20 protein-coding genes are annotated in these 17218 nt (G+C 60.5%); all 20 read left to right on the forward strand.

Annotated features, from left to right (window positions below; translation table 11 throughout):
- The first annotated feature begins 18 nt into the window (after positions 1-18).
- The 20 genes from ACWGXE_RS12660 (at position 19) to ACWGXE_RS12755 (ending at position 17177) form a co-directional block, all read left to right on the forward strand.
- A complete protein-coding gene (locus tag ACWGXE_RS12660; RefSeq protein WP_447598123.1) occupies positions 19-774 on the forward strand; it encodes an SRPBCC family protein in 756 nt (251 codons plus the stop codon).
- Between the two features lie 57 nt (positions 775-831).
- Entirely contained in the window at positions 832-1116 is a 285-nt protein-coding gene (locus tag ACWGXE_RS12665; protein ID WP_447598124.1) for a response regulator transcription factor, read from the forward strand.
- A gap of 179 nt (positions 1117-1295) precedes the next feature.
- Positions 1296-1475: a hypothetical protein gene (locus ACWGXE_RS12670; protein WP_447598125.1), complete on the forward strand. Its 180-nt coding sequence runs from the start codon at positions 1296-1298 to the stop codon at positions 1473-1475.
- Complete coding sequence (locus tag ACWGXE_RS12675) at positions 1465-2025, forward strand: hypothetical protein (RefSeq protein ID WP_447598126.1); 561 nt, start codon at positions 1465-1467, stop codon at positions 2023-2025. The genes ACWGXE_RS12670 and ACWGXE_RS12675 overlap by 11 nt, the downstream gene beginning before the upstream one ends.
- 291 nt (positions 2026-2316) lie before the next feature.
- Entirely contained in the window at positions 2317-2826 is a 510-nt protein-coding gene (locus ACWGXE_RS12680; protein WP_447598127.1) for a DUF6335 family protein, read from the forward strand.
- A gap of 15 nt (positions 2827-2841) precedes the next feature.
- A complete protein-coding gene (locus ACWGXE_RS12685) occupies positions 2842-3093 on the forward strand; it encodes a DUF6496 domain-containing protein (RefSeq protein WP_447598128.1) in 252 nt (83 codons plus the stop codon).
- 25 nt (positions 3094-3118) lie between these two features.
- Entirely contained in the window at positions 3119-4228 is a 1110-nt protein-coding gene (locus ACWGXE_RS12690) for a glycosyltransferase family 9 protein (protein ID WP_447598129.1), read from the forward strand.
- Positions 4229-4255: 27 nt separating this feature from the next.
- Positions 4256-5269 carry a glycosyltransferase gene (locus tag ACWGXE_RS12695; protein ID WP_447598130.1) on the forward strand — a complete coding sequence of 338 codons (1014 nt, stop codon included), beginning with the start codon at positions 4256-4258 and terminating at the stop codon, positions 5267-5269.
- Complete coding sequence (locus ACWGXE_RS12700; protein WP_447598131.1) at positions 5266-7203, forward strand: glycosyltransferase; 1938 nt, start codon at positions 5266-5268, stop codon at positions 7201-7203. Before ACWGXE_RS12695 ends, ACWGXE_RS12700 begins: the two co-directional genes overlap by 4 nt.
- A gap of 5 nt (positions 7204-7208) precedes the next feature.
- Positions 7209-7943: an SDR family oxidoreductase gene (locus ACWGXE_RS12705; protein WP_447598132.1), complete on the forward strand. Its 735-nt coding sequence runs from the start codon at positions 7209-7211 to the stop codon at positions 7941-7943.
- A complete protein-coding gene (locus tag ACWGXE_RS12710) occupies positions 7940-8548 on the forward strand; it encodes a D-glycero-alpha-D-manno-heptose-1,7-bisphosphate 7-phosphatase (protein WP_447598133.1) in 609 nt (202 codons plus the stop codon). The genes ACWGXE_RS12705 and ACWGXE_RS12710 overlap by 4 nt, the downstream gene beginning before the upstream one ends.
- Positions 8545-9693 carry a lipopolysaccharide heptosyltransferase II gene (gene waaF / locus ACWGXE_RS12715; RefSeq protein ID WP_447598134.1) on the forward strand — a complete coding sequence of 383 codons (1149 nt, stop codon included), beginning with the start codon at positions 8545-8547 and terminating at the stop codon, positions 9691-9693. The genes ACWGXE_RS12710 and waaF overlap by 4 nt, the downstream gene beginning before the upstream one ends.
- On the forward strand, positions 9674-11404 hold the full coding sequence (locus tag ACWGXE_RS12720; RefSeq protein WP_447598135.1) for a carbamoyltransferase family protein: 1731 nt from the start codon (positions 9674-9676) through the stop codon (positions 11402-11404). The genes waaF and ACWGXE_RS12720 overlap by 20 nt, the downstream gene beginning before the upstream one ends.
- Before the next feature lie 2 nt (positions 11405-11406).
- Positions 11407-12480, forward strand: coding sequence for a glycosyltransferase family 2 protein (locus ACWGXE_RS12725; RefSeq protein WP_447598136.1), 1074 nt, complete (start codon positions 11407-11409; stop codon positions 12478-12480).
- A 6-nt stretch (positions 12481-12486) separates the two neighbouring features.
- The gene (locus tag ACWGXE_RS12730; protein WP_447598137.1) at positions 12487-13032 is read left to right on the forward strand and encodes a class I SAM-dependent methyltransferase; all 546 of its coding nucleotides are present in this window, start codon (positions 12487-12489) and stop codon (positions 13030-13032) included.
- Between the two features lie 16 nt (positions 13033-13048).
- Positions 13049-13759: a PIG-L deacetylase family protein gene (locus tag ACWGXE_RS12735; RefSeq protein WP_447598138.1), complete on the forward strand. Its 711-nt coding sequence runs from the start codon at positions 13049-13051 to the stop codon at positions 13757-13759.
- Complete coding sequence (locus ACWGXE_RS12740; protein ID WP_447598139.1) at positions 13756-14676, forward strand: glycosyltransferase family 2 protein; 921 nt, start codon at positions 13756-13758, stop codon at positions 14674-14676. The genes ACWGXE_RS12735 and ACWGXE_RS12740 overlap by 4 nt, the downstream gene beginning before the upstream one ends.
- A gap of 185 nt (positions 14677-14861) precedes the next feature.
- Positions 14862-15239 (forward strand): four-helix bundle copper-binding protein, encoded by a 378-nt coding sequence (locus ACWGXE_RS12745; protein WP_447598140.1) that lies wholly within the window; start codon positions 14862-14864, stop codon positions 15237-15239.
- Between the two features lie 184 nt (positions 15240-15423).
- Positions 15424-15858 carry a CBS domain-containing protein gene (locus ACWGXE_RS12750; protein ID WP_447598141.1) on the forward strand — a complete coding sequence of 145 codons (435 nt, stop codon included), beginning with the start codon at positions 15424-15426 and terminating at the stop codon, positions 15856-15858.
- Positions 15859-15938: 80 nt separating this feature from the next.
- Positions 15939-17177 (forward strand): zinc-dependent alcohol dehydrogenase, encoded by a 1239-nt coding sequence (locus tag ACWGXE_RS12755; RefSeq protein ID WP_447598142.1) that lies wholly within the window; start codon positions 15939-15941, stop codon positions 17175-17177.
- Positions 17178-17218 lie beyond the last annotated feature (41 nt).

The following is a 17218-nucleotide window of genomic DNA, read 5'->3' on the forward strand; positions in this document are numbered from 1 at the left end:
CAGAGGAGGTCGATGAGAATGCAGCCCTCATTTTCGGCCCGGACGGGAAAGACCTCCGGCATGGCGAGTGGACATACGGAGCTCACCGACCTGGAACGATTGATTTGCGGCATGACGGGAGCCGCATTTCTACTGCATGGATTCAGGCGGCGCGGGTGGGACGGCTGGGTCACGTCTCTTGTGGGAGGAGCCTTTTTGTATATGGGCACGACTGGTCGTAACGCGCTGTATCGCAACTTGGGAATCCATTTCGTAAGGACCGTCGCCGGACGGCAACGTAACGAGGTCATTCGGAGCATGACGATCAATCGGCCGGTTGGCGAGCTCTTTGCATTCTGGAGAGACTTTAGGAATCTACCTAGAGTGATGTCACATTTGGAATCGGTGACGGTGTTATCCGAGAGACGTTCCCATTGGAAGGCGAAGGCGCCGGGGGGTTTCTCGATCGAGTGGGACGCGGAGATTGTCAACGAAAAGAAAGACGCCTTGATCGCATGGCAGTCGTGCGAAGGCTCATCCGTCGGCAACTGGGGAGCCGTGCGCTTCAATCACGCGCCCGGAGGTCGAGGCACTGAGGTAACCGTCGAGTTGGAGTATGAGCCGATCGGCGGCGCGACCGGGATTGCCGTGGCAAAATTGTTCGGAGAGGAGCCGTCGCAGCAAATTGAAGAAGATCTCAGGCGATTTAAACAGGTGATGGAAACCGGCGAGGCGCCGACCACCGCAGGGCAGCCGCGAGGAGGCCGGCGGGGTGCACGTTTCCAACGGGGATAAAAAGACCATACAAAGGGAATGACTATGAAGTCGGGAGGATCAGCGGCAAAAGCACTCATGGCGAGATCGAAAGGGGACATCAATCGGGGAACATCCATGCCGTCCCGCTCGACAGCGGGCCGAGCAAAGGGTAAAACGATTTTTCTTCCGACTCCACGCGAGCGCGAGGTCTTAAAGCTTGTGTGGACCGGATTTTCAAACCGCGAAATCGCGGAACGCCTGGGTATCTCATCGCGCACCATCGAGGCTCATCGCGCGAGTTTGATGAAGAAACTGCGGGTGGCGAATACCGCTCAACTCGTGCGGATCGCGATTGAACAGGGGTTGATTAAGGTGGGCTAAGTGGGAGTCACAAGGTACGGGTTAAAAGTAAATAGTTAGAAGCGTCCATTTTTCCATTTCCTCGTTTTTCCATTTCCTCAGCTTTCATTCCTCGTTTCCCATTCCTCCGGCACGGACATTGCTCCTTTCTTCGTCGCGACAAAGACAGCGGATCAACGCCCTATCAGGAGGAACACGTCATGACGAGATACCACGATGTGATTCGGCAACTGGACCCGCAGAAATTGAGAACGGTCACACCTGATTCTGGCGATGCTTGCTGGATGACGAGATTACACGTCAATGCGATGACCATTCCCACGTCGATGACGCCGGCGGATGCCGCTCATTCGGCCGGAAAGATGCATCGTGACGAGTAACATGCTCTTTGCCATTTTCGGTGCGTGCACACTCTTCGTTTCAAGCGGACTTTCCTTCGCACTCGAATTCGCGGCGGACCGGGTGACCCGCTCGGATCTACAGGTGCGCCACCAGCGGGTGTTCTATCGCGACGGCATGTGGCGGATGGAGCATAATGGGCCGGGCGCCGTCAATGTGACCATTGTCAGAAAAGATCAAAATCTGGTCTGGCATCTCTTGCCGGCAACCAGGCATTTCAAGACCATGGTCTTTTCCGCCGACTATGCGCTCATGATCACCGCGCATCTGGACGGAGAACTGTCCCGCGATATCATCGGCAGCCAAACATTGGACGGGCATCCGACCACTCTTTACGAAGTAACGGTGCGAGAACCGGGCGGCGGCACGGCGGCTTATTATCAATGGCTCGCCACCGATATCAATTTCCCGCTCAAGCTGGCCAAGAAGAACGGCGATTGGGCCGTAGAGTATCGGCATGTGAGGATCGGCCGCATTTCTGATATGCTGTTCGAACTCCCCCGTTCCTATCTGCCGCTCGAACCGCGATAAAACCACTCTATTGCCGGACCGTAGCGGCGTCGCTACACCACGACAGCCCACTTCCCCTTTTCCTACGCAGTATAAAGATTTTTCAATTAGTTAGACAGCCTGTCCAGGCTGGCGACAGCCTGTCCGATACCCCCTGTCCGAGTTGCCGCCCTTCCTCAATCGGACATCCGGCGGTATTGCCTTCAGTCATGCGGTGATCGGCGATTTCCCATCCGCTCCTTTCCGATCGGCCTGTCTGCGGCCCGTGCTTTGCATCGCAGAGCCGCCGTTGATGCACCCAAGGAGCTGCTGATGCCAAAGAAACCACGACATGGAACGATCGACGCGGACGAAGCGATCCGCCGTTACTACGAAGACGGGCCGGCTTCGGAAACCGAAGCCTTTCGAGACGAAACAGAACCGGTGACACCTGCTGATGAACGCATCGGACATCCGGTCGCCGATCGAGAAGCGGTCCGTTTGAGCGGAGGCGATGTGGACGCCTCCGAGCAGGACATCGATGTCGGAGCCGAGGCCCCCGGAGGGTCGAACCCGACGCCGGATCAGGACATCGTTGATGAGATCGGGAAGGCGGTCGGCGTGACGTATCAAGACAATGAGCCGTTGAAATTCGGAGACAAGGTCGGCGAGCGGGACGAGGACCGATGGGAGCTTAATCCCGCCTCGGCGGAAGATTACCAGGAACGGCGAGAGGAAGCGGCCGACGCCATCAAGGCCGCGTCCCAACGACCCAAGACGTCATCGACTACGAACAAGCCGGCGTCATCGCAGCGACGCCGAAGCAAACGGCCTAAATCATAAACCAGGGAGGCCGGCATGCCGGAGCGTAAAACCAAGCAGCGGGCCAGAAAGGCCAAGCGAGAAGGCAAGGCGCCGACGACTCAAGCCGGGGAATTTGTCCGGGAAGAGATGCATCACAAGAAAAGCGGCAAGCACCCGGTCAAGTCACGCAAGCAGGCAATCGCCATCGGGCTCTCCAAGGCGAGACGATCCGGCATCGATGTGCCGCGCAAGCGAAGCTCGCGTTCCAAGCGCCGCTCCCACGGATCCAAAACCCGAAGCAGGTAAGGACCGACGAACGGAATATTTTACCATGGCCTCATCGTCGTTTCAGCTCAAGAGCCGGTCCCCCCGAACCATTGCCGTGCTCCGCGCTCTCCAACTGGGGGATCTGCTCTGCACAGTCCCGGCATTGCGCTCGTTGCGCAGGGCCTATCCCGATTCTCACATCGCACTGATCGGATTGCCCTGGGCGCGAGACTTCGCCGCCCGCTATGCGGGCTATGTCGATGAATTCATCGAATTCCCCGGCTTTCCCGGCCTGCCGGAACGGCCCGTCCAAACACAATCAGTCCCAGGCTTTTTGGCATCGATGCAGCAGCGCCGTTTTGATTTGGTGCTGCAACTCCACGGAAGCGGTCATTACACCAATGAGATTGTCATGTTGTTTGGAGGCGCGATGACCGCAGGCTTTTACCAGCCGCCGGAGTACTGCCCGGATCCAAATCTCTTCATGACCTATCCGGATGGGCTGCCTGAAGTCTTACGTCATCTTGAACTCCTCCGGCATCTTGGAATTCCCGAGCAGGGACAAGACTTGGAATTCCCGTTGACCGACGCCGACCATGCGGCATTCGGCAGGCTCCGGGCGGCGGCCCCGTTGACGCCGGGAACGTTTGTTTGTGTCCATCCCGGCGGGAGAGGCCACAACCGGCGATGGGCGCCCGAGTCTTTCGGAATCGTGGCGGACCGGCTGGCCCGCGAGGGATACGACATCGTGATGACCGGCACCGCGGAGGAACGGGACATCGTCAAGGCGGCGGTCGCCGCCATGCGATCGGATGTGATCAATCTCGTCGGCCAGACCAATTTAGGGACCATGGGCGTCCTGTTGAGCCGTGCGCGACTGCTGCTCGCGAATGATACGGGAGTGTCCCATTTGGCGGCGGCCTTGAAAGTTCCGAGCGTCATCCTTTGTGTCGGCTCGGATCCCCACCGCTGGTCTCCTTTAGACCGTCATCAACATCGCGTCCTCTCGGGCGGTATGGCCACGGTCGATTCGGTGCTGGCAGAACTGCGGGATGTGCTGGATGGACCCGATAAGCCGATCACCGTCACGTTCGGACACAGCCCGGTGCCGCTCCCGATGAGCAATTCGGACGCGCTCGTTGCGCGGAACCACCAATACTTGACGGGGATTTGACGCACCACCCCAACCGCGAGCGAGCCCATGAGACCACTGCGCATCTTTACTTGGCATGTTCACGGCAATTATCTCTATTATCTGACTCACGCGCCGCATGAATTTTATCTTCCGGTCGGCCGGCCGGGACCGGGCTACGCCGGATGCGCACCCGGCTTTCCATGGCCTGACCGTTGTCACGACGTTCCTGTCGATCGAATTCCCTCGACCGATTTCGACGCCATCCTGTTTCAGTCACGCGCCCATTACATGACGGATCAATTCGAGATTCTTTCACAGGAGCAGCGCCGCTTGCCGGCCGTCTTTCTCGAACACGACCCGCCTCAAGAACATCCGACCAATACCCGTCATGTCGTGGATGATCCGGCTATGACGCTGGTCCATGTCACGCCATTCAACGCGCTCATGTGGGACAGTGGACGCACTCCGACCGCCGTGATCGAGCATGGTGTGCCGGCGCCGGACGATGTCTCGTACAGTGGCGAGATCGAGAAGGGCCTGGTCATCGTGAACTGTCTCCGCCGGCGCGGCCGGCGTCTCGGGTTGGACATCTTTGAGCGGGTACGAGAACGTATTCCGCTGGATCTGATCGGCATGGAATCGGAAGAACTCGGCGGGCTCGGCGACATTCCGCACGAGGCTCTCCCCCGAATGATGTGCCGCTACCGGTTCCTGTTCAATCCTATCCGCTACACGAGCCTCGGCTTATCCGTATGCGAAGCGATGGTGCTTGGCGTGCCGATCATCGGCCTGGCCACGACCGAGATGACGACCACGGTGGAAAACGGTCGCTCGGGCTATGTCGATACCGACGTGAACGCGCTGATCGAGCGCATGGAAGAATTATTAGGCAATCAGAAGGAAGCCCGCCGGTTGAGCGAGGGAGCGCGGGAGGCGGGAAGGCGGCGTTTCAACCTGACACGGTTTGCGAAGGAGTGGGACCGTCTCCTGACCGAGGTCGTGATGCGCCGCCGCGACCGGCGGACGGAGCCTCAGGTTTCAGCGCTTCAACCTCTTGCGGCAGGACGGAGTTATTCATGACCAGGCAAATTGCGTTGATCAGCGAGCACGCGTCTCCCTTGAGCCTCTTGGGCGGCGTCGATTGTGGAGGACAGAACCTGTACGTCGGCCAGGTGGCGAAATCCCTGGCCGCCGCGGGATACGATGTGGATATCTTCACCAGGCGGGACAGCGAAATCCTTCCGGAGACCGCAGAATGGGTAAACGGCGTGCGGATCATCCATGTGCCGGCCGGACCCCCTTCCTTCGTGCGGAAAGAAGATCTCCTCCCCTACATGAGATCGTTCACCGACTACATGCTGAAATTTTGCCGCTGTCAGCGGAAGGCCTACGATCTCATCCATGCGAATTTCTGGATGTCGGGCCTCGTGGCGGCAGATTTAAAAAAACAGCTCGGCACGCCGTTCGTCATTACGTTTCATGCGCTTGGACGCGTCCGGCGGCAGTTTCAGCGGCAGGCCGACGAATTTCCGGACGCCCGCTTCGAGATAGAAGACCGTATCGTGGCGGAAGCCGACCATATCATCGCGGAGGCGCCGCAGGATGAAGAAGACCTGATCAGGCTCTATAACGCGGACCCGGGGAACATCACCATGATTCCCTGCGGCTTCGATCCAACGGAGCTGTGGCCGATCAGCAAGGCATTGGCCCGGATTTCATTGGGCTTGACGCCGGATGAGCGGGTCATCCTGCATCTGGGCCGCATGGTGCCCCGCAAGGGGACCGAAACGGTCATCGAGGCCTTTGGCAGGCTCAGGCAGACCCATCAATTGGAGGCGCGGCTGTTGATCGTGGGCGGCGATAGCGACGATCCGGATCCGCAAGCGACGCCGGAACTCGCGCGGTTGCAGCGCATCGCCGAAGGGGAAGGAGTCTCGGATCGCGTGACGTTCGTCGGCCGCCGCGGGCGGGAAACCTTGAAGTACTACTACAGCGCCGCCGATGTGTTCGTGACGACTCCCTGGTACGAGCCGTTCGGCATCACGCCGCTGGAAGCGATGGCCTGCGGGACGCCGGTCATCGGGTCGAACGTGGGCGGCATCAAATTCACCGTACGAGACGGCGAAACCGGGTATCTCGTCGCGCCGAAGGATCCGGACGCTCTGGCGGATAAGATTGCGCACCTCTACGCGAACCCGAAGCTCTTAAGCGTGTTCAGCAGGCAGGCCATTCAGCGGGTGAACGATCTCTTTACCTGGACGACCGTGGCGAAGGGATTGAGCGCCCTGTATGAACAAGTGCTAAGCGAGAAACAGCCTGTCGGCACCTACCGCGCCGATGAACTGACACTCGTCGATGCGGGCTTTGATGCGGCGCTCGAGTCCATGCAGGAAACCAGGCGCCGGCTGCGGTCTCAACTCTTGGATGCGGCCCACCTGCTGGGAGATAGTTTTGCGCGAGGCGGGAAGGCCTTGATCTGCGCCTCGCCGGGCCAATCGTCCGCGGGGGAACAATTCGCCATGCAATTACTCCGGAGGACCTGCTGCGCCGACCGCCCCGGCCTTCCGGCCCTCTTCCTGACCGATGAGCCGTTTTCCACCGGCCTCTCCTTGACGGACGACGGCTTGGCGAAGCAAGTTGAGATCTTCTCACGGCCGGAGGATGTTCTGATCGGGATTGCGCTGGATGGAGTCTCTCCCGCCCTCTTGCGCGCGTTTGAGGCGGCGGACCGGCGCGGACTGCATTCCCTGGCCATCCTCGGCGTGGAGACGGCCGATGTCCGGCGGTTGGCGCACGTCACCCTCGCCGTCGCATCCCAACGCCGCGATGGAATCGCGCCGCTCTATCATGTCGTGCTTCAAGTCTTATGCGGGCTAATCCAACAACGAATGGCCGCAGCGGACGGCGCCGTCCAGTTCGCCGGCGCGCTCCATTCCATTGCAGAACTGCCTCGTCGGGCCAGAGCGTCGGCAACCCGCCGCCGCCCCGCGGTTCAACGGGCGGTCAGGAGGTAACCGTCGTGACGACTCCATCTCCGCTTTCAAACAAAGTCGCGCTGATCACCGGTGGGGCACAAGGCCTCGGCGAAGCGCTCTGCAGGACCTTGGGAGAAGACGGCGCAATCATCGCGATTGCCGATGTGCGGCATGACGCGGCCGAATCGCTCGCCACGAAACTGAAACATGATGGGATCGAGGCCACCGCCATGCCGCTCGATGTCTGTGATTCGGCACAAGCAGAGGCGGCGATCCGCCGGCTGCGCGAAGCCTATGGCGGGCTCGATATTTTGATCAATAACGCCGCGATCGACAAAACGGTATCGATCGACGTACTGACCGTCTCGGAATGGGATCGCATTCTCTCCACGAACTTGCGAGGTCCGTTCGTCATGTCGAAGTCGGCCCTGCCGGTCATGAGGGAACGGCGCGGCGGCCACATCGTGAACATCGTCTCGACCGCAGCGAAGCGGGCATGGACCAATGCGTCGGCCTACCATGCGAGCAAATGGGGGCTGCTGGGATTCAGTCATGCGCTTCACGTCGAAGCCAGACCCCACGGCGTCAAAGTCACGGCGGTCGTGAGCGGCGGCATGCGAACGCCCTTCTTGCTGGATCGCTTTCCCGATATCGATCTCGGCACCTTGCAGGATCCCCGGAACGTGGCGGAAACCGTGCGCTGCATTTTGCGGCTCCCCGCCGACTCCGTCGTGCCTGAGATTACCGTCATCCCCATGCGCGAGACATCGTGGCCATGAACGCCAAAGCGGTATTTCTCGATAAGGACGGCACGTTGATTCAAAACCATCCGTTTGACCGGAGGCCGGACCATATCCGGTTGTTGCCCGGCACCGTCGAAGGGCTGAAACTGCTGCACCAAGCCGGCTATGCCCTCGTCGTCATCACGAATCAGGGGGGCGTTGCGCATGGCTGGTTCACCTGGGACGCGATCACCTACGAAGAAATCAGCTTGCGTATCCGGCTGGCCACTTTCGGGATTCCGTTGGCCGGGTTTTACGTCTGTCCTCATCATCCTGACGGTACCGTCACCGAATATCGTCTTCATTGTTTGTGTCGCAAGCCGAAACCAGGTCTGCTGATGCAAGCGGCCTGCGAATTGAAGCTCGATCTCGGCCGCTCTTGGATGGTCGGTGATATTCTGCACGACGTGGAAGCGGGACGTTCGGGCGGGTGCAAGACCGTGCTCCTGACCAACGGCCACGAGACGGAATGGGAGATGACGCCGCTCCGGTGGCCCGATTTCATCGCAGACAATCTCCTGGAAACGGCCCATCTCATTATGGCGGCGGATGAGTCCTTCACGGGCGAAATGCCCCGGCCTCTGGAAACCGAGGAAGAATGATGGCGCAGAACAAGCCCGACGAGCTTCGTAAGGACGCTTGGCGCCGCGCGCGGCGAATTCTCTGTGTCCGTCTTGACGCGCTGGGCGACGTCATCATGACCGGCCCGGCCCTGCGCGCGGTCAAGGAGGCGGCGCCGCATCGGCAGGTCTCGCTCCTCACTTCGCCGAGCGGGGCGGAAGCCGGCCGCTTGATGCCATTCCTTGAGGAAGTGCTGCTCTATGAAGCGCCGTGGATGAAGGCGGGTGACGCACGGGATTCCGCCGCCTTGGATCGGCGCCTTATTGCGCAGCTCCGGGCTGCGCGCTTTGACGCGGCGATTATTTTTACCGTCTACAGTCAAAACCCCTTGCCGGCGGCGCTCCTGTGCTACCTGGCCGACATCCCGTTGCGCCTCGGCCACTGCCGTGAAAATCCGTATAAGCTGTTCACCGACTGGATTCGTGAACCGGAACCGGACACCTGCATCCGGCATGAGGTCCGGCGGCAACTGGATCTGGTCCAGTGGATCGGCGCCCATGCGGAGGACGAGCGCCTGACGCTCGCGATTCCTCCCGCCTCGCACGAGGCGATCGATTCCCTGCTTGCCTCGACGGTTCTCTCCGGAACAGACCGCTTCGTCGTGATCCACGCCGGAGCCAGTGCGGCCTCGCGCCGCTATCCGCCTGAACAGTTTGCCGTCGTCGCCCGCCGGGTCGCGGAGGATTTCGGTTGCGGCATTTTTTTTACCGGCACGTCATCAGAACGTGATCTCGTGGACGCAATTCGCGCCGCCGCCGGTGTCCCGTCCTATTCTTTGGTGGGGCAGCTCGATCTCGCAAGCTTGGCCGCGCTCTTGTCCCGCGCCCAACTCCTCATTTCAAACAATACCGGCACGGTACACGTCGCGGCCGCGGTCGGGACACCGGTGGTGGATCTCTACGCTCTCACCAATCCTCAGCATACTCCATGGCTGGTTCCCCACCGCGTGCTCTCGCACGACGTGCCGTGCAAATTCTGCTATCGCAGCATCTGTCCGGAAGGGCACCACGACTGCCTGCGATTGATTACACCCGACCAGGTGATGAGCGCGGCGGCCGAACTGCCGAGGCTCGGGCTTCTATCCGACAGGAGAGGAGGGACGCATTGTGTATACGCTCGGGATTAATGCAGCCTTCCACGATTCAGCCGCCTGCCTCGTGCGCGACGGTATCGTCATTGCCGCGGCGGAAGAAGAACGCTTCACCCGGATCAAGCATGCGAAGCGCCCCATCCCGTTCAGCGCGTATGAACTCCCGTTCCATGCCGTTGATTTCTGTCTGGCGGCGGCCGATATCGCGCTTCGCGACATCGATCATATCGCCTATTCCTACGATCCCTTTCTGATGCTCGGTCCTCATGCCGGCGACCGCAGCCTCACGCTTCCACTCGAGCCGAGCGCCCATCCCACGCCGGCTGAATGGGAGTCGGTATGGGATCCCTTGTTTCTCTCATCCATCGTCAATGCGCCCCGCCATCTGGCCTCCGGCGCGCCGCATCACCTTCGAAGCCGATTTGAGGGCGTGACGGCCGAAGGCCCCTGCATCTGGCATTTCGTCTCCCACCATCTCGCCCATGCGGCGAGCGCGTTTCTCGCCTCCCCGTTCGAAGAGGCCGCGGTCCTCACCTTGGACGGCCGGGGCGAACGAGCGACGACCACCTATCACGTGGGCGAGGGGTATTCATTGCGTCACATCGGGCAAGTCGAGTTCCCGCATTCACTCGGACTTCTGTACGAGGACGTGACCGCCTACTTAGGCTTCCTGCATTCCTCGGACGAATATAAGGTGATGGCGCTCGCGTCCTACGGCAAGCCGCGCTTCGTCGGAGACTTTCGAGAGATCATCAAGCTGTTGCCGGACGGGGGGTATCAGACCCAACCCGCTAGCCTGAAGGAGCGATTCGGTCCGGCGCGCCGCCGGGGCGAACCGTTGGAAGACCGCCATTACGATATCGCTCGGTCGCTTCAGCAAGCGCTGGAGGAAACGGTGCTGGAACTTGCAGCTTGGTTTCATAAGGTGAGCCGCAGTCCGAATCTCTGTCTCGCGGGCGGTGTCGCGCTGAACTGCGTGCTGAACGGCTCCCTCCGCGAGCGCGGCCCCTTTCGATCGATTTGGGTACAACCAGCCGCTGGAGACGCCGGCACCGCACTGGGCTCCGCGCTCCATATCGATGCGGCGCACCGGAAGCCGAGCGGGCGCAGAACATACCGCATGGATCATGCGTTCCTGGGGCCTTCCTTCTCGGAATCCGACATTCAAGCAACCCTGCATCGGGCAAAGCTTCGCTACCGGCGCTTGGAGAATGTCGCAGAAGCCACGGCGGATTTACTGACCAGGGATCGAATCATCGGCTGGTTCCAAGGTGCCATGGAATTCGGCCCCCGCGCCTTAGGAGGACGCTCCATTCTCGCCTCACCGCTCAGCCCGACAATGCAGGACCGCTTGAACGACATCAAGGATCGCGAAGACTTCCGGCCCGTGGCGCCAGTGGTGACGGAAGAAGCAGCCGGCCTGTGGTTCGATGGGGCCGGCTTCTCGCCCTTCATGTTGTTCACGTATCAAGTTTTGGCTCATCAGGCCCATCGGATCCCGGCCGTTCGTCACGTAGATGGCTCGGCTCGCGTGCAGACCATCAATCGCGCGCAACATCCGCTGTACTATGATTTGTTGAAGGCCTTCGAGCGACAAACCGGCGTGCCGGTGCTGGTGAATACGTCGTTCAATACGAGGGGCGAGCCGGTTGTCTGTACGCCGCGCGACGCCATTGAATGCTATTCCAGCTCGCCCTTAGATGCGCTCGTAATCGGCCCATTCCTCCTGGCGAAGGAGAATATGTAACCATGCCAAGCGTGAGTTCCACCGTCTTGTCCGGACAACGAGACTCATCCATCAAATCGACGAGCCGGCATCGCCGGCAGTCTGATGGTCCGCCTGGTCAGGCAGTCCGGGTTTCGGTCGTTATTCCGACCTACCGGCGTCCCGAATTGCTGCGGCGTTGTCTCTCTGCTCTGATTGCCCAGACGATGGATCCCGCGCTCTATGAAATTCTGATCGTGGATGACGGCGCCACTCACGATACGTGGAAGACGGTGAGAACCGCCGCGTCATCGCGCTCAATGCCGGCTATTCGTTATATCGCGGCGCCCAGCCGGCGCGGGCCCGCCGCCGCCCGCAATCTCGGATGGAAAGCCGCCCGCGGATCGATTGTGGCCTTCACCGATGATGACTGCATCCCCGTTCCGGAGTGGCTCTCGGAAGGGATGGCGGCCATGGATGATCCCGAATGTTCGGGCGTATGGGGCAACATTATCGTACCGCTGCCCGAGCAGCCGACTGATCACGAACTTACGACCAAGGGTCTCGAACAGTCTCCTTGCGCCACTGCCAATTGTTTTTATCGGAGAGACACGCTGACTTCGGTCGGCGGTTTCGACGAGCAGTTTACCGCCGCCTGGCGCGAAGACAGCGACCTACAATTCACGTTGCTGGAGCACGGCCATCGCCTGCACTCCTGTAAACGAGCCGTCGTCGTGCATCCGGCTCGCCCGGCTCCCTGGGGCATCAGCCTGCGCCAGCAGCGGAACAATGTCTTCAACGCCCTCCTGTACAAGAAGCATCCCCGCTTGTACCGGTCAATGCTCCAAGCACGGACTCCATGGCGTTACTATGCCGGCGTGCTCGCATTGCTCGGTACGCCGGCGGGAGCGTTCCTGTTCCAATCGATTTCGGTGACATTAGCGGCAGCGGCTGTGTGGATCGGCCTGACAGGCGATTTCTGCCGCCGCCGTCTCCGCGGGGCATCCCGCCGGCCGAGCCACGTAGCTGAGATGATCGTGACGTCCGCCCTCATTCCGCCGATCGCGATTTTTTGGCGTCTCCGGGGCGCAATCCGGTATCGCGTCCCGTTTTTATAAATGGCCATGCTGCAGGAATTCGGACGCCTGAACGTGGGATGCGGGCCCTGCGCGGCGCCGGGTTGGATCAACGCCGATGTGCGAGCCGGGCAGGGAGTGGATCTGGTCGGCGACATTCGGTCCGGGTTGGCGCTTGACTCGGACAGCATGCAATACATCGTCGCCATCCACGTCCTGCAAGATTTGTCTTATACGGATATCCCGATTGCGTTGAAAGAATTGCGGCGAATGCTCGTACCGGACGGCGTGCTTCGCCTGGGCTTGCCGGATCTCGATCAAGCTATCCGAGCCTATTTGGCCGGTGACCATGCGTACTTCTATGTGCCGGACTGCGATGCGCAATCGATTGGGACAAAGCTCGTCACCCAGCTGGTCTGGTACGGCTCCGTCCGGACGCCATTGACGTTCGACTGCATGGAGGAATGGTTGCTGCGGGAGGGATTCCACGACATCCGGCGCTGCGACTTTGGCCGGACGCTGAGTCCCTATCCGGACATTGTGAGTTTGGATAACCGGCCTCGCGAAAGCTTCTTCGTTGAGGCCCGTAAATAACGGACCGCTACCTGTTGTGCTTCCCGGCCCGCTGCAACGGTTGCTCGTGATTTCGCCGCATTGCGACGATGCGGTGTTTTCGTGCGGTGCGCTGCTCGCCGCCCATCCCGGATCGGTCGTCGTGACGATTTTCGCGGCGGGTCCGCCATGTCATGATCCACTGACTGAATGGGATCGAGCCGCCGGGTTCGAGCCGGGCGACGATGTCATGGCGCACCGGCGCGGCGAGGATGCCAAGGCATTGGCCCTGTTGTCCGCACATCCTCTCTGGCTGGACTTCTGCGATAGCCAGTACCAGCGAAGCCCAACCAGTGCGCGTGTCACCCTGGCGCTCGACGGCGTGATGCTAGTAGTACGGCCCCACAGCATCGTGGCGCCATGGGGCCTTTTCCATAGCGACCATGCGCTGGCTTCGGAAGCCTGCATGGGCTTGCGCTCCAAGTATCCAGGGCAAGGCTGGTTCTTGTATGAGGATGCGATCTACCGGCGCATTCCCGGTCTGTTGAGCGATCGTATCGCGCGGATGCGGGCTTGTGGCATCCGTGCCCGTCGGGTCGCAGTGGCTACAGACCCAGACAGCGCGCGCAAAGCCGAGGCAATCCATTGCTACCGCTCGCAGCTCCGCGCACTGACGTCATGCGGCCGGCCCGGCTACCTGGATGCGTTCGAGCCCGAACGGTTATGGGTGATTGAATCCGCGCCCGCGGCGCGCCGGAGCCCGGCATGACAGAATCGCGAGTCACGGTCGTCGTGCTGTCCTATAACCGTGTCCAAGAAGTGCTTCGGACGCTGCATCATCTTTCCAATTTGGAAGAGCACCCTCAGATTATTGTGGTGGACAACGGATCGAATGACGGAACCGCATCGCAGGTGGCCCAACGCTATCCGCGGGTGACGATCATTGGGCGAGACTCCAACATTGGGGCGGCTGCCCGCAATGCCGGCGTAGAGCGAGCGGCCACTCCCTATGTCGCCTTATGCGATGATGATACCTGGTGGGCAACCGGATCACTCAGGCGGGCCGCCGATGCGCTAGACGCACACCGATCCGTTGCGGTGATCACGGCCAAGGTCTTGGTCGGGCCCGAGGAACGCGAAGATCCGACCTCGACACAAATGGCAAATAGTCCCCTCCCCCGCCCTCTCGGGTCCCCCGGACCTCCGATTTTGGGATTCCTTGCCGGCGCCTCCATGATCCGCCGCGACGCCTTCCTTGGGGTGGGCGGTTTTGAACCGAGATTCTTTTTAGGCGGTGAAGAAGCGCTCGTCGCTTATGATCTCGCGGAGGCCGGTTGGACGATGATGTATCTGCCGACGGCCGTCGTGCATCATTATCCGTCCCGGCTGCGGGACTCCATTGCCCGCCGGCGCCTGCTTCTACGTAACGCCCTCTGGGTAGCATGGCTCCGGCGGCCGCTCGCAAGCGCCTGGCGCGAAACCGGAAATGCCCTGGCCCATCTCCGGACCGATGCGGGCCTTCGTCCGGCCTTCGTGGACGCGCTTCGGGGTATTGGATGGGTGGCGCGGAAGCGGCGGCGAGTCTCCGCTCGCATCGAAGAACAGATCAGACTTCTGGAATGCCCGATTGCTTCGAAGTCGACCCCGGACAGGATGTCTTCTCCGAGACAAAGTGCCTGCCATTGATATTCCCCAAGGGCGCAGCGTCATAAGATTTACGCCAATTAGCCCAAATCAGGACATCCGTCCAACGGGCTGTGACCGAGCAGCCGGTCCATGTTTTGCTATCCATTCGCCTAAGCGGTCACCGGGCGACTATTCCGTCCGCTGACGGACTCCCTCATCTCTTTGTCCAATAAAGGAGTTGTGCCATGCACCAAGACAACCGACAGCTGACCCGGCATTATCAAGACTGTATCGCCGCCTGCTGGTCCTGCGCGCAGACCTGCAACACGTGCAGTGACGATATGATCGGAATGGAATCACACGGCCACGACATGGCAATGATGGCCCGCTGCATACGCCTCTGCCGCGAATGCGGGGATATCTGCTCGCTGGCGGCGCAATGGATGAGCCGAGTTTCCGCGCTGTCGGAGGATATCTGCCGCTTTTGCGCCGACGTGTGCGACGCCTGCGCTGAAGTCTGCGAGCAGCATGCGCCGCATCACCCGCTGTGCGGTCCCTGTGCCAAGGAGTGTCGTCGCTGCGCCGGGCTCTGTCGAGAGATGGCCGGCGCCAAGGCGGCCTGAATCGGTTGACTCTGCACCGCTCCGACCGGCCGAAGAGGCCGGTGTTCGATGCGGATACCCATAATCAATCACGGACCGCCGCCGGAATGCGCGCGACGATGCGATGTGTGGCAATGAACGTGCCGTGTCGGACTGCGCGTTGCGACCAATGGTACGGCGTTCGGAGATTCGAAAGGAGGCTCACATGCCTACACTGAAAGAGATCATGACTCCGCAGGTTGATACGATCTCCCCTGACGCGACGGCTGAGGATGCATCGGCAAGGATGAAAGATCTTAATATCGGCGCCATTCCCGTGTGCGATGAAGACGGCTTGATCGGCATGCTGACTGATCGTGATCTAGTGGTGCGCGTTATGGCGCAACGCCGGGACCCGAAAGCGGTCCGTGTCGGTGAGGCGATGACGCCCGAAGTCTCCTATTGCTTTGAGGATGACGATGTGGAAAAGGCCGCCCAGCTCATGTCGCAGAAACAAATCAGGCGGCTGCCCATCCTCTCTCAATCAAAAAAGCTGGTCGGCATTGTTTCTCTCGGCGACCTGGCGGTGCATGGAATGGATACCAAAGCCAGCGGCAATGTCCTGGAGCAGGTCTCGCACCCGGCTCAGCCCCGTCGGTAGAGAGCGTGAACCGCATCACATGAGACACGACAGACCCAAGATCTTAGAAGGAGTGTGAGACCCACGAAAGGGGCAGAATCATGAAAGCCGTAGTGTTTTACGGCGTAGGGGATATCCGCTTGGTCGATCAACCGGATCCCCGTATCAAAGAGCGTACTGATGCCATAGTCAGAATCACGGCCAGCGCCATTTGCGGCACCGATCTTCATATGGTGCGCGGCACGTTGCCCGGTATGAAAGTCGGGACGATTCTGGGACACGAAGGGGTCGGCATTGTCGAAGAATTAGGCCCCGACGTCCGTAACCTGAAAGTCGGCGATCGTGTCGTGATCTCATCAACGATCGGATGCGGCTCATGCAGCTATTGTCGAGCCGGATACTACGCGCAATGCGATCACGCGAATCCCAATGGACCGAGGGCGGGCAGCGCGTTCTTCGGAGGACCGTCCGAAACCGGTCCATTCCAAGGCTTGCAGGCGGAAAAAGCCCTGATTCCGTTCGCGAACGTCGGACTCGTCAAACTGCCCGACGAAGTAACGGACGATCAAGCCATCCTCATCTCGGACATTTTTCCAACCGGGTATTTCGGCGCCGATATAGCGGAAGTGAAACCCGGCAATACCGTCGCCGTGTGGGGATGCGGGCCGGTCGGGCAATTTGCTATCTTGAGCGCCCGGCTCCGAGGAGCAGGACGGATTCTCGCCATCGATAACATTCCATCCCGCCTCGATATGGCGCAAGCGCAGGGAGCCGAGATCGTTAATTTCAATCAGGAAGAGCCGGTGGAGGCGCTCCTCCGGCTCACGGGCGGGATCGGGCCGGACCGAGCCATCGATGCCGTCGGGGTCGATGCAGTGGCGCCGTCCGAAGGTCCGGCCCGGCGACAGACTGCAGGCGAGTCCACGCAATTTGAAGCGGAGCGGCGCGAGATCACGCCCCGCAGAAATCCACAGCATGATAATTGGCACTCGGGAGACGCGCCGTCACTGGCGCTCTCTTGGGCCGTCCAGGCATTGGCGAAGGCCGGCACGCTTGCGATCATTGGCGTGTACCCGCAGACGGCGCGGGTGTTTCCGATCGGCGCGGCTATGAACAAGAATCTGACCATCAATATGGGCAATTGTAATCATCGGCGCTACATTCCCATGCTGCTTGATTGGGTTCAGAACGGCACCTGTCATCCTGAACAGGTCTTAACGCAAACAGGTCCTTTATATGCCGCAGTGGATGCCTACAAGGCTTTCGATACCAGGCAACCGGGCTGGATGAAAGTGAAACTGGAGCCGGAGACTGTATTGGCCGGCACACGCGGGCGCTAGCGGCGCCGGTTTTAGAGCACCGGCATGATCACCGATTGCTC

Source organism: Nitrospira sp. Nam80 (assembly GCF_965152575.1).

What these genes read in the sequence shown, in the direction of transcription:
- ACWGXE_RS12680 (WP_447598127.1), top strand. Translation starts at nt 2,317, where the DNA reads ATGCCAAAGAAACCACGACATGGAACGATCGACGCGGACGAAGCGATC.
- ACWGXE_RS12750 (WP_447598141.1), top strand. Translation starts at nt 15,424, where the DNA reads ATGCCTACACTGAAAGAGATCATGACTCCGCAGGTTGATACGATCTCC.
- ACWGXE_RS12660 (WP_447598123.1), top strand. Translation starts at nt 19, where the DNA reads ATGCAGCCCTCATTTTCGGCCCGGACGGGAAAGACCTCCGGCATGGCG.
- ACWGXE_RS12690 (WP_447598129.1), top strand. Translation starts at nt 3,119, where the DNA reads ATGGCCTCATCGTCGTTTCAGCTCAAGAGCCGGTCCCCCCGAACCATT.
- ACWGXE_RS12710 (WP_447598133.1), top strand. Translation starts at nt 7,940, where the DNA reads ATGAACGCCAAAGCGGTATTTCTCGATAAGGACGGCACGTTGATTCAA.
- waaF (WP_447598134.1), top strand. Translation starts at nt 8,545, where the DNA reads ATGATGGCGCAGAACAAGCCCGACGAGCTTCGTAAGGACGCTTGGCGC.
- ACWGXE_RS12740 (WP_447598139.1), top strand. Translation starts at nt 13,756, where the DNA reads ATGACAGAATCGCGAGTCACGGTCGTCGTGCTGTCCTATAACCGTGTC.
- ACWGXE_RS12670 (WP_447598125.1), top strand. Translation starts at nt 1,296, where the DNA reads ATGACGAGATACCACGATGTGATTCGGCAACTGGACCCGCAGAAATTG.
- ACWGXE_RS12695 (WP_447598130.1), top strand. Translation starts at nt 4,256, where the DNA reads ATGAGACCACTGCGCATCTTTACTTGGCATGTTCACGGCAATTATCTC.
- ACWGXE_RS12755 (WP_447598142.1), top strand. Translation starts at nt 15,939, where the DNA reads ATGAAAGCCGTAGTGTTTTACGGCGTAGGGGATATCCGCTTGGTCGAT.
- ACWGXE_RS12745 (WP_447598140.1), top strand. Translation starts at nt 14,862, where the DNA reads ATGCACCAAGACAACCGACAGCTGACCCGGCATTATCAAGACTGTATC.
- ACWGXE_RS12685 (WP_447598128.1), top strand. Translation starts at nt 2,842, where the DNA reads ATGCCGGAGCGTAAAACCAAGCAGCGGGCCAGAAAGGCCAAGCGAGAA.
- ACWGXE_RS12725 (WP_447598136.1), top strand. Translation starts at nt 11,407, where the DNA reads ATGCCAAGCGTGAGTTCCACCGTCTTGTCCGGACAACGAGACTCATCC.
- ACWGXE_RS12665 (WP_447598124.1), top strand. Translation starts at nt 832, where the DNA reads ATGGCGAGATCGAAAGGGGACATCAATCGGGGAACATCCATGCCGTCC.
- ACWGXE_RS12730 (WP_447598137.1), top strand. Translation starts at nt 12,487, where the DNA reads ATGCTGCAGGAATTCGGACGCCTGAACGTGGGATGCGGGCCCTGCGCG.
- ACWGXE_RS12700 (WP_447598131.1), top strand. Translation starts at nt 5,266, where the DNA reads ATGACCAGGCAAATTGCGTTGATCAGCGAGCACGCGTCTCCCTTGAGC.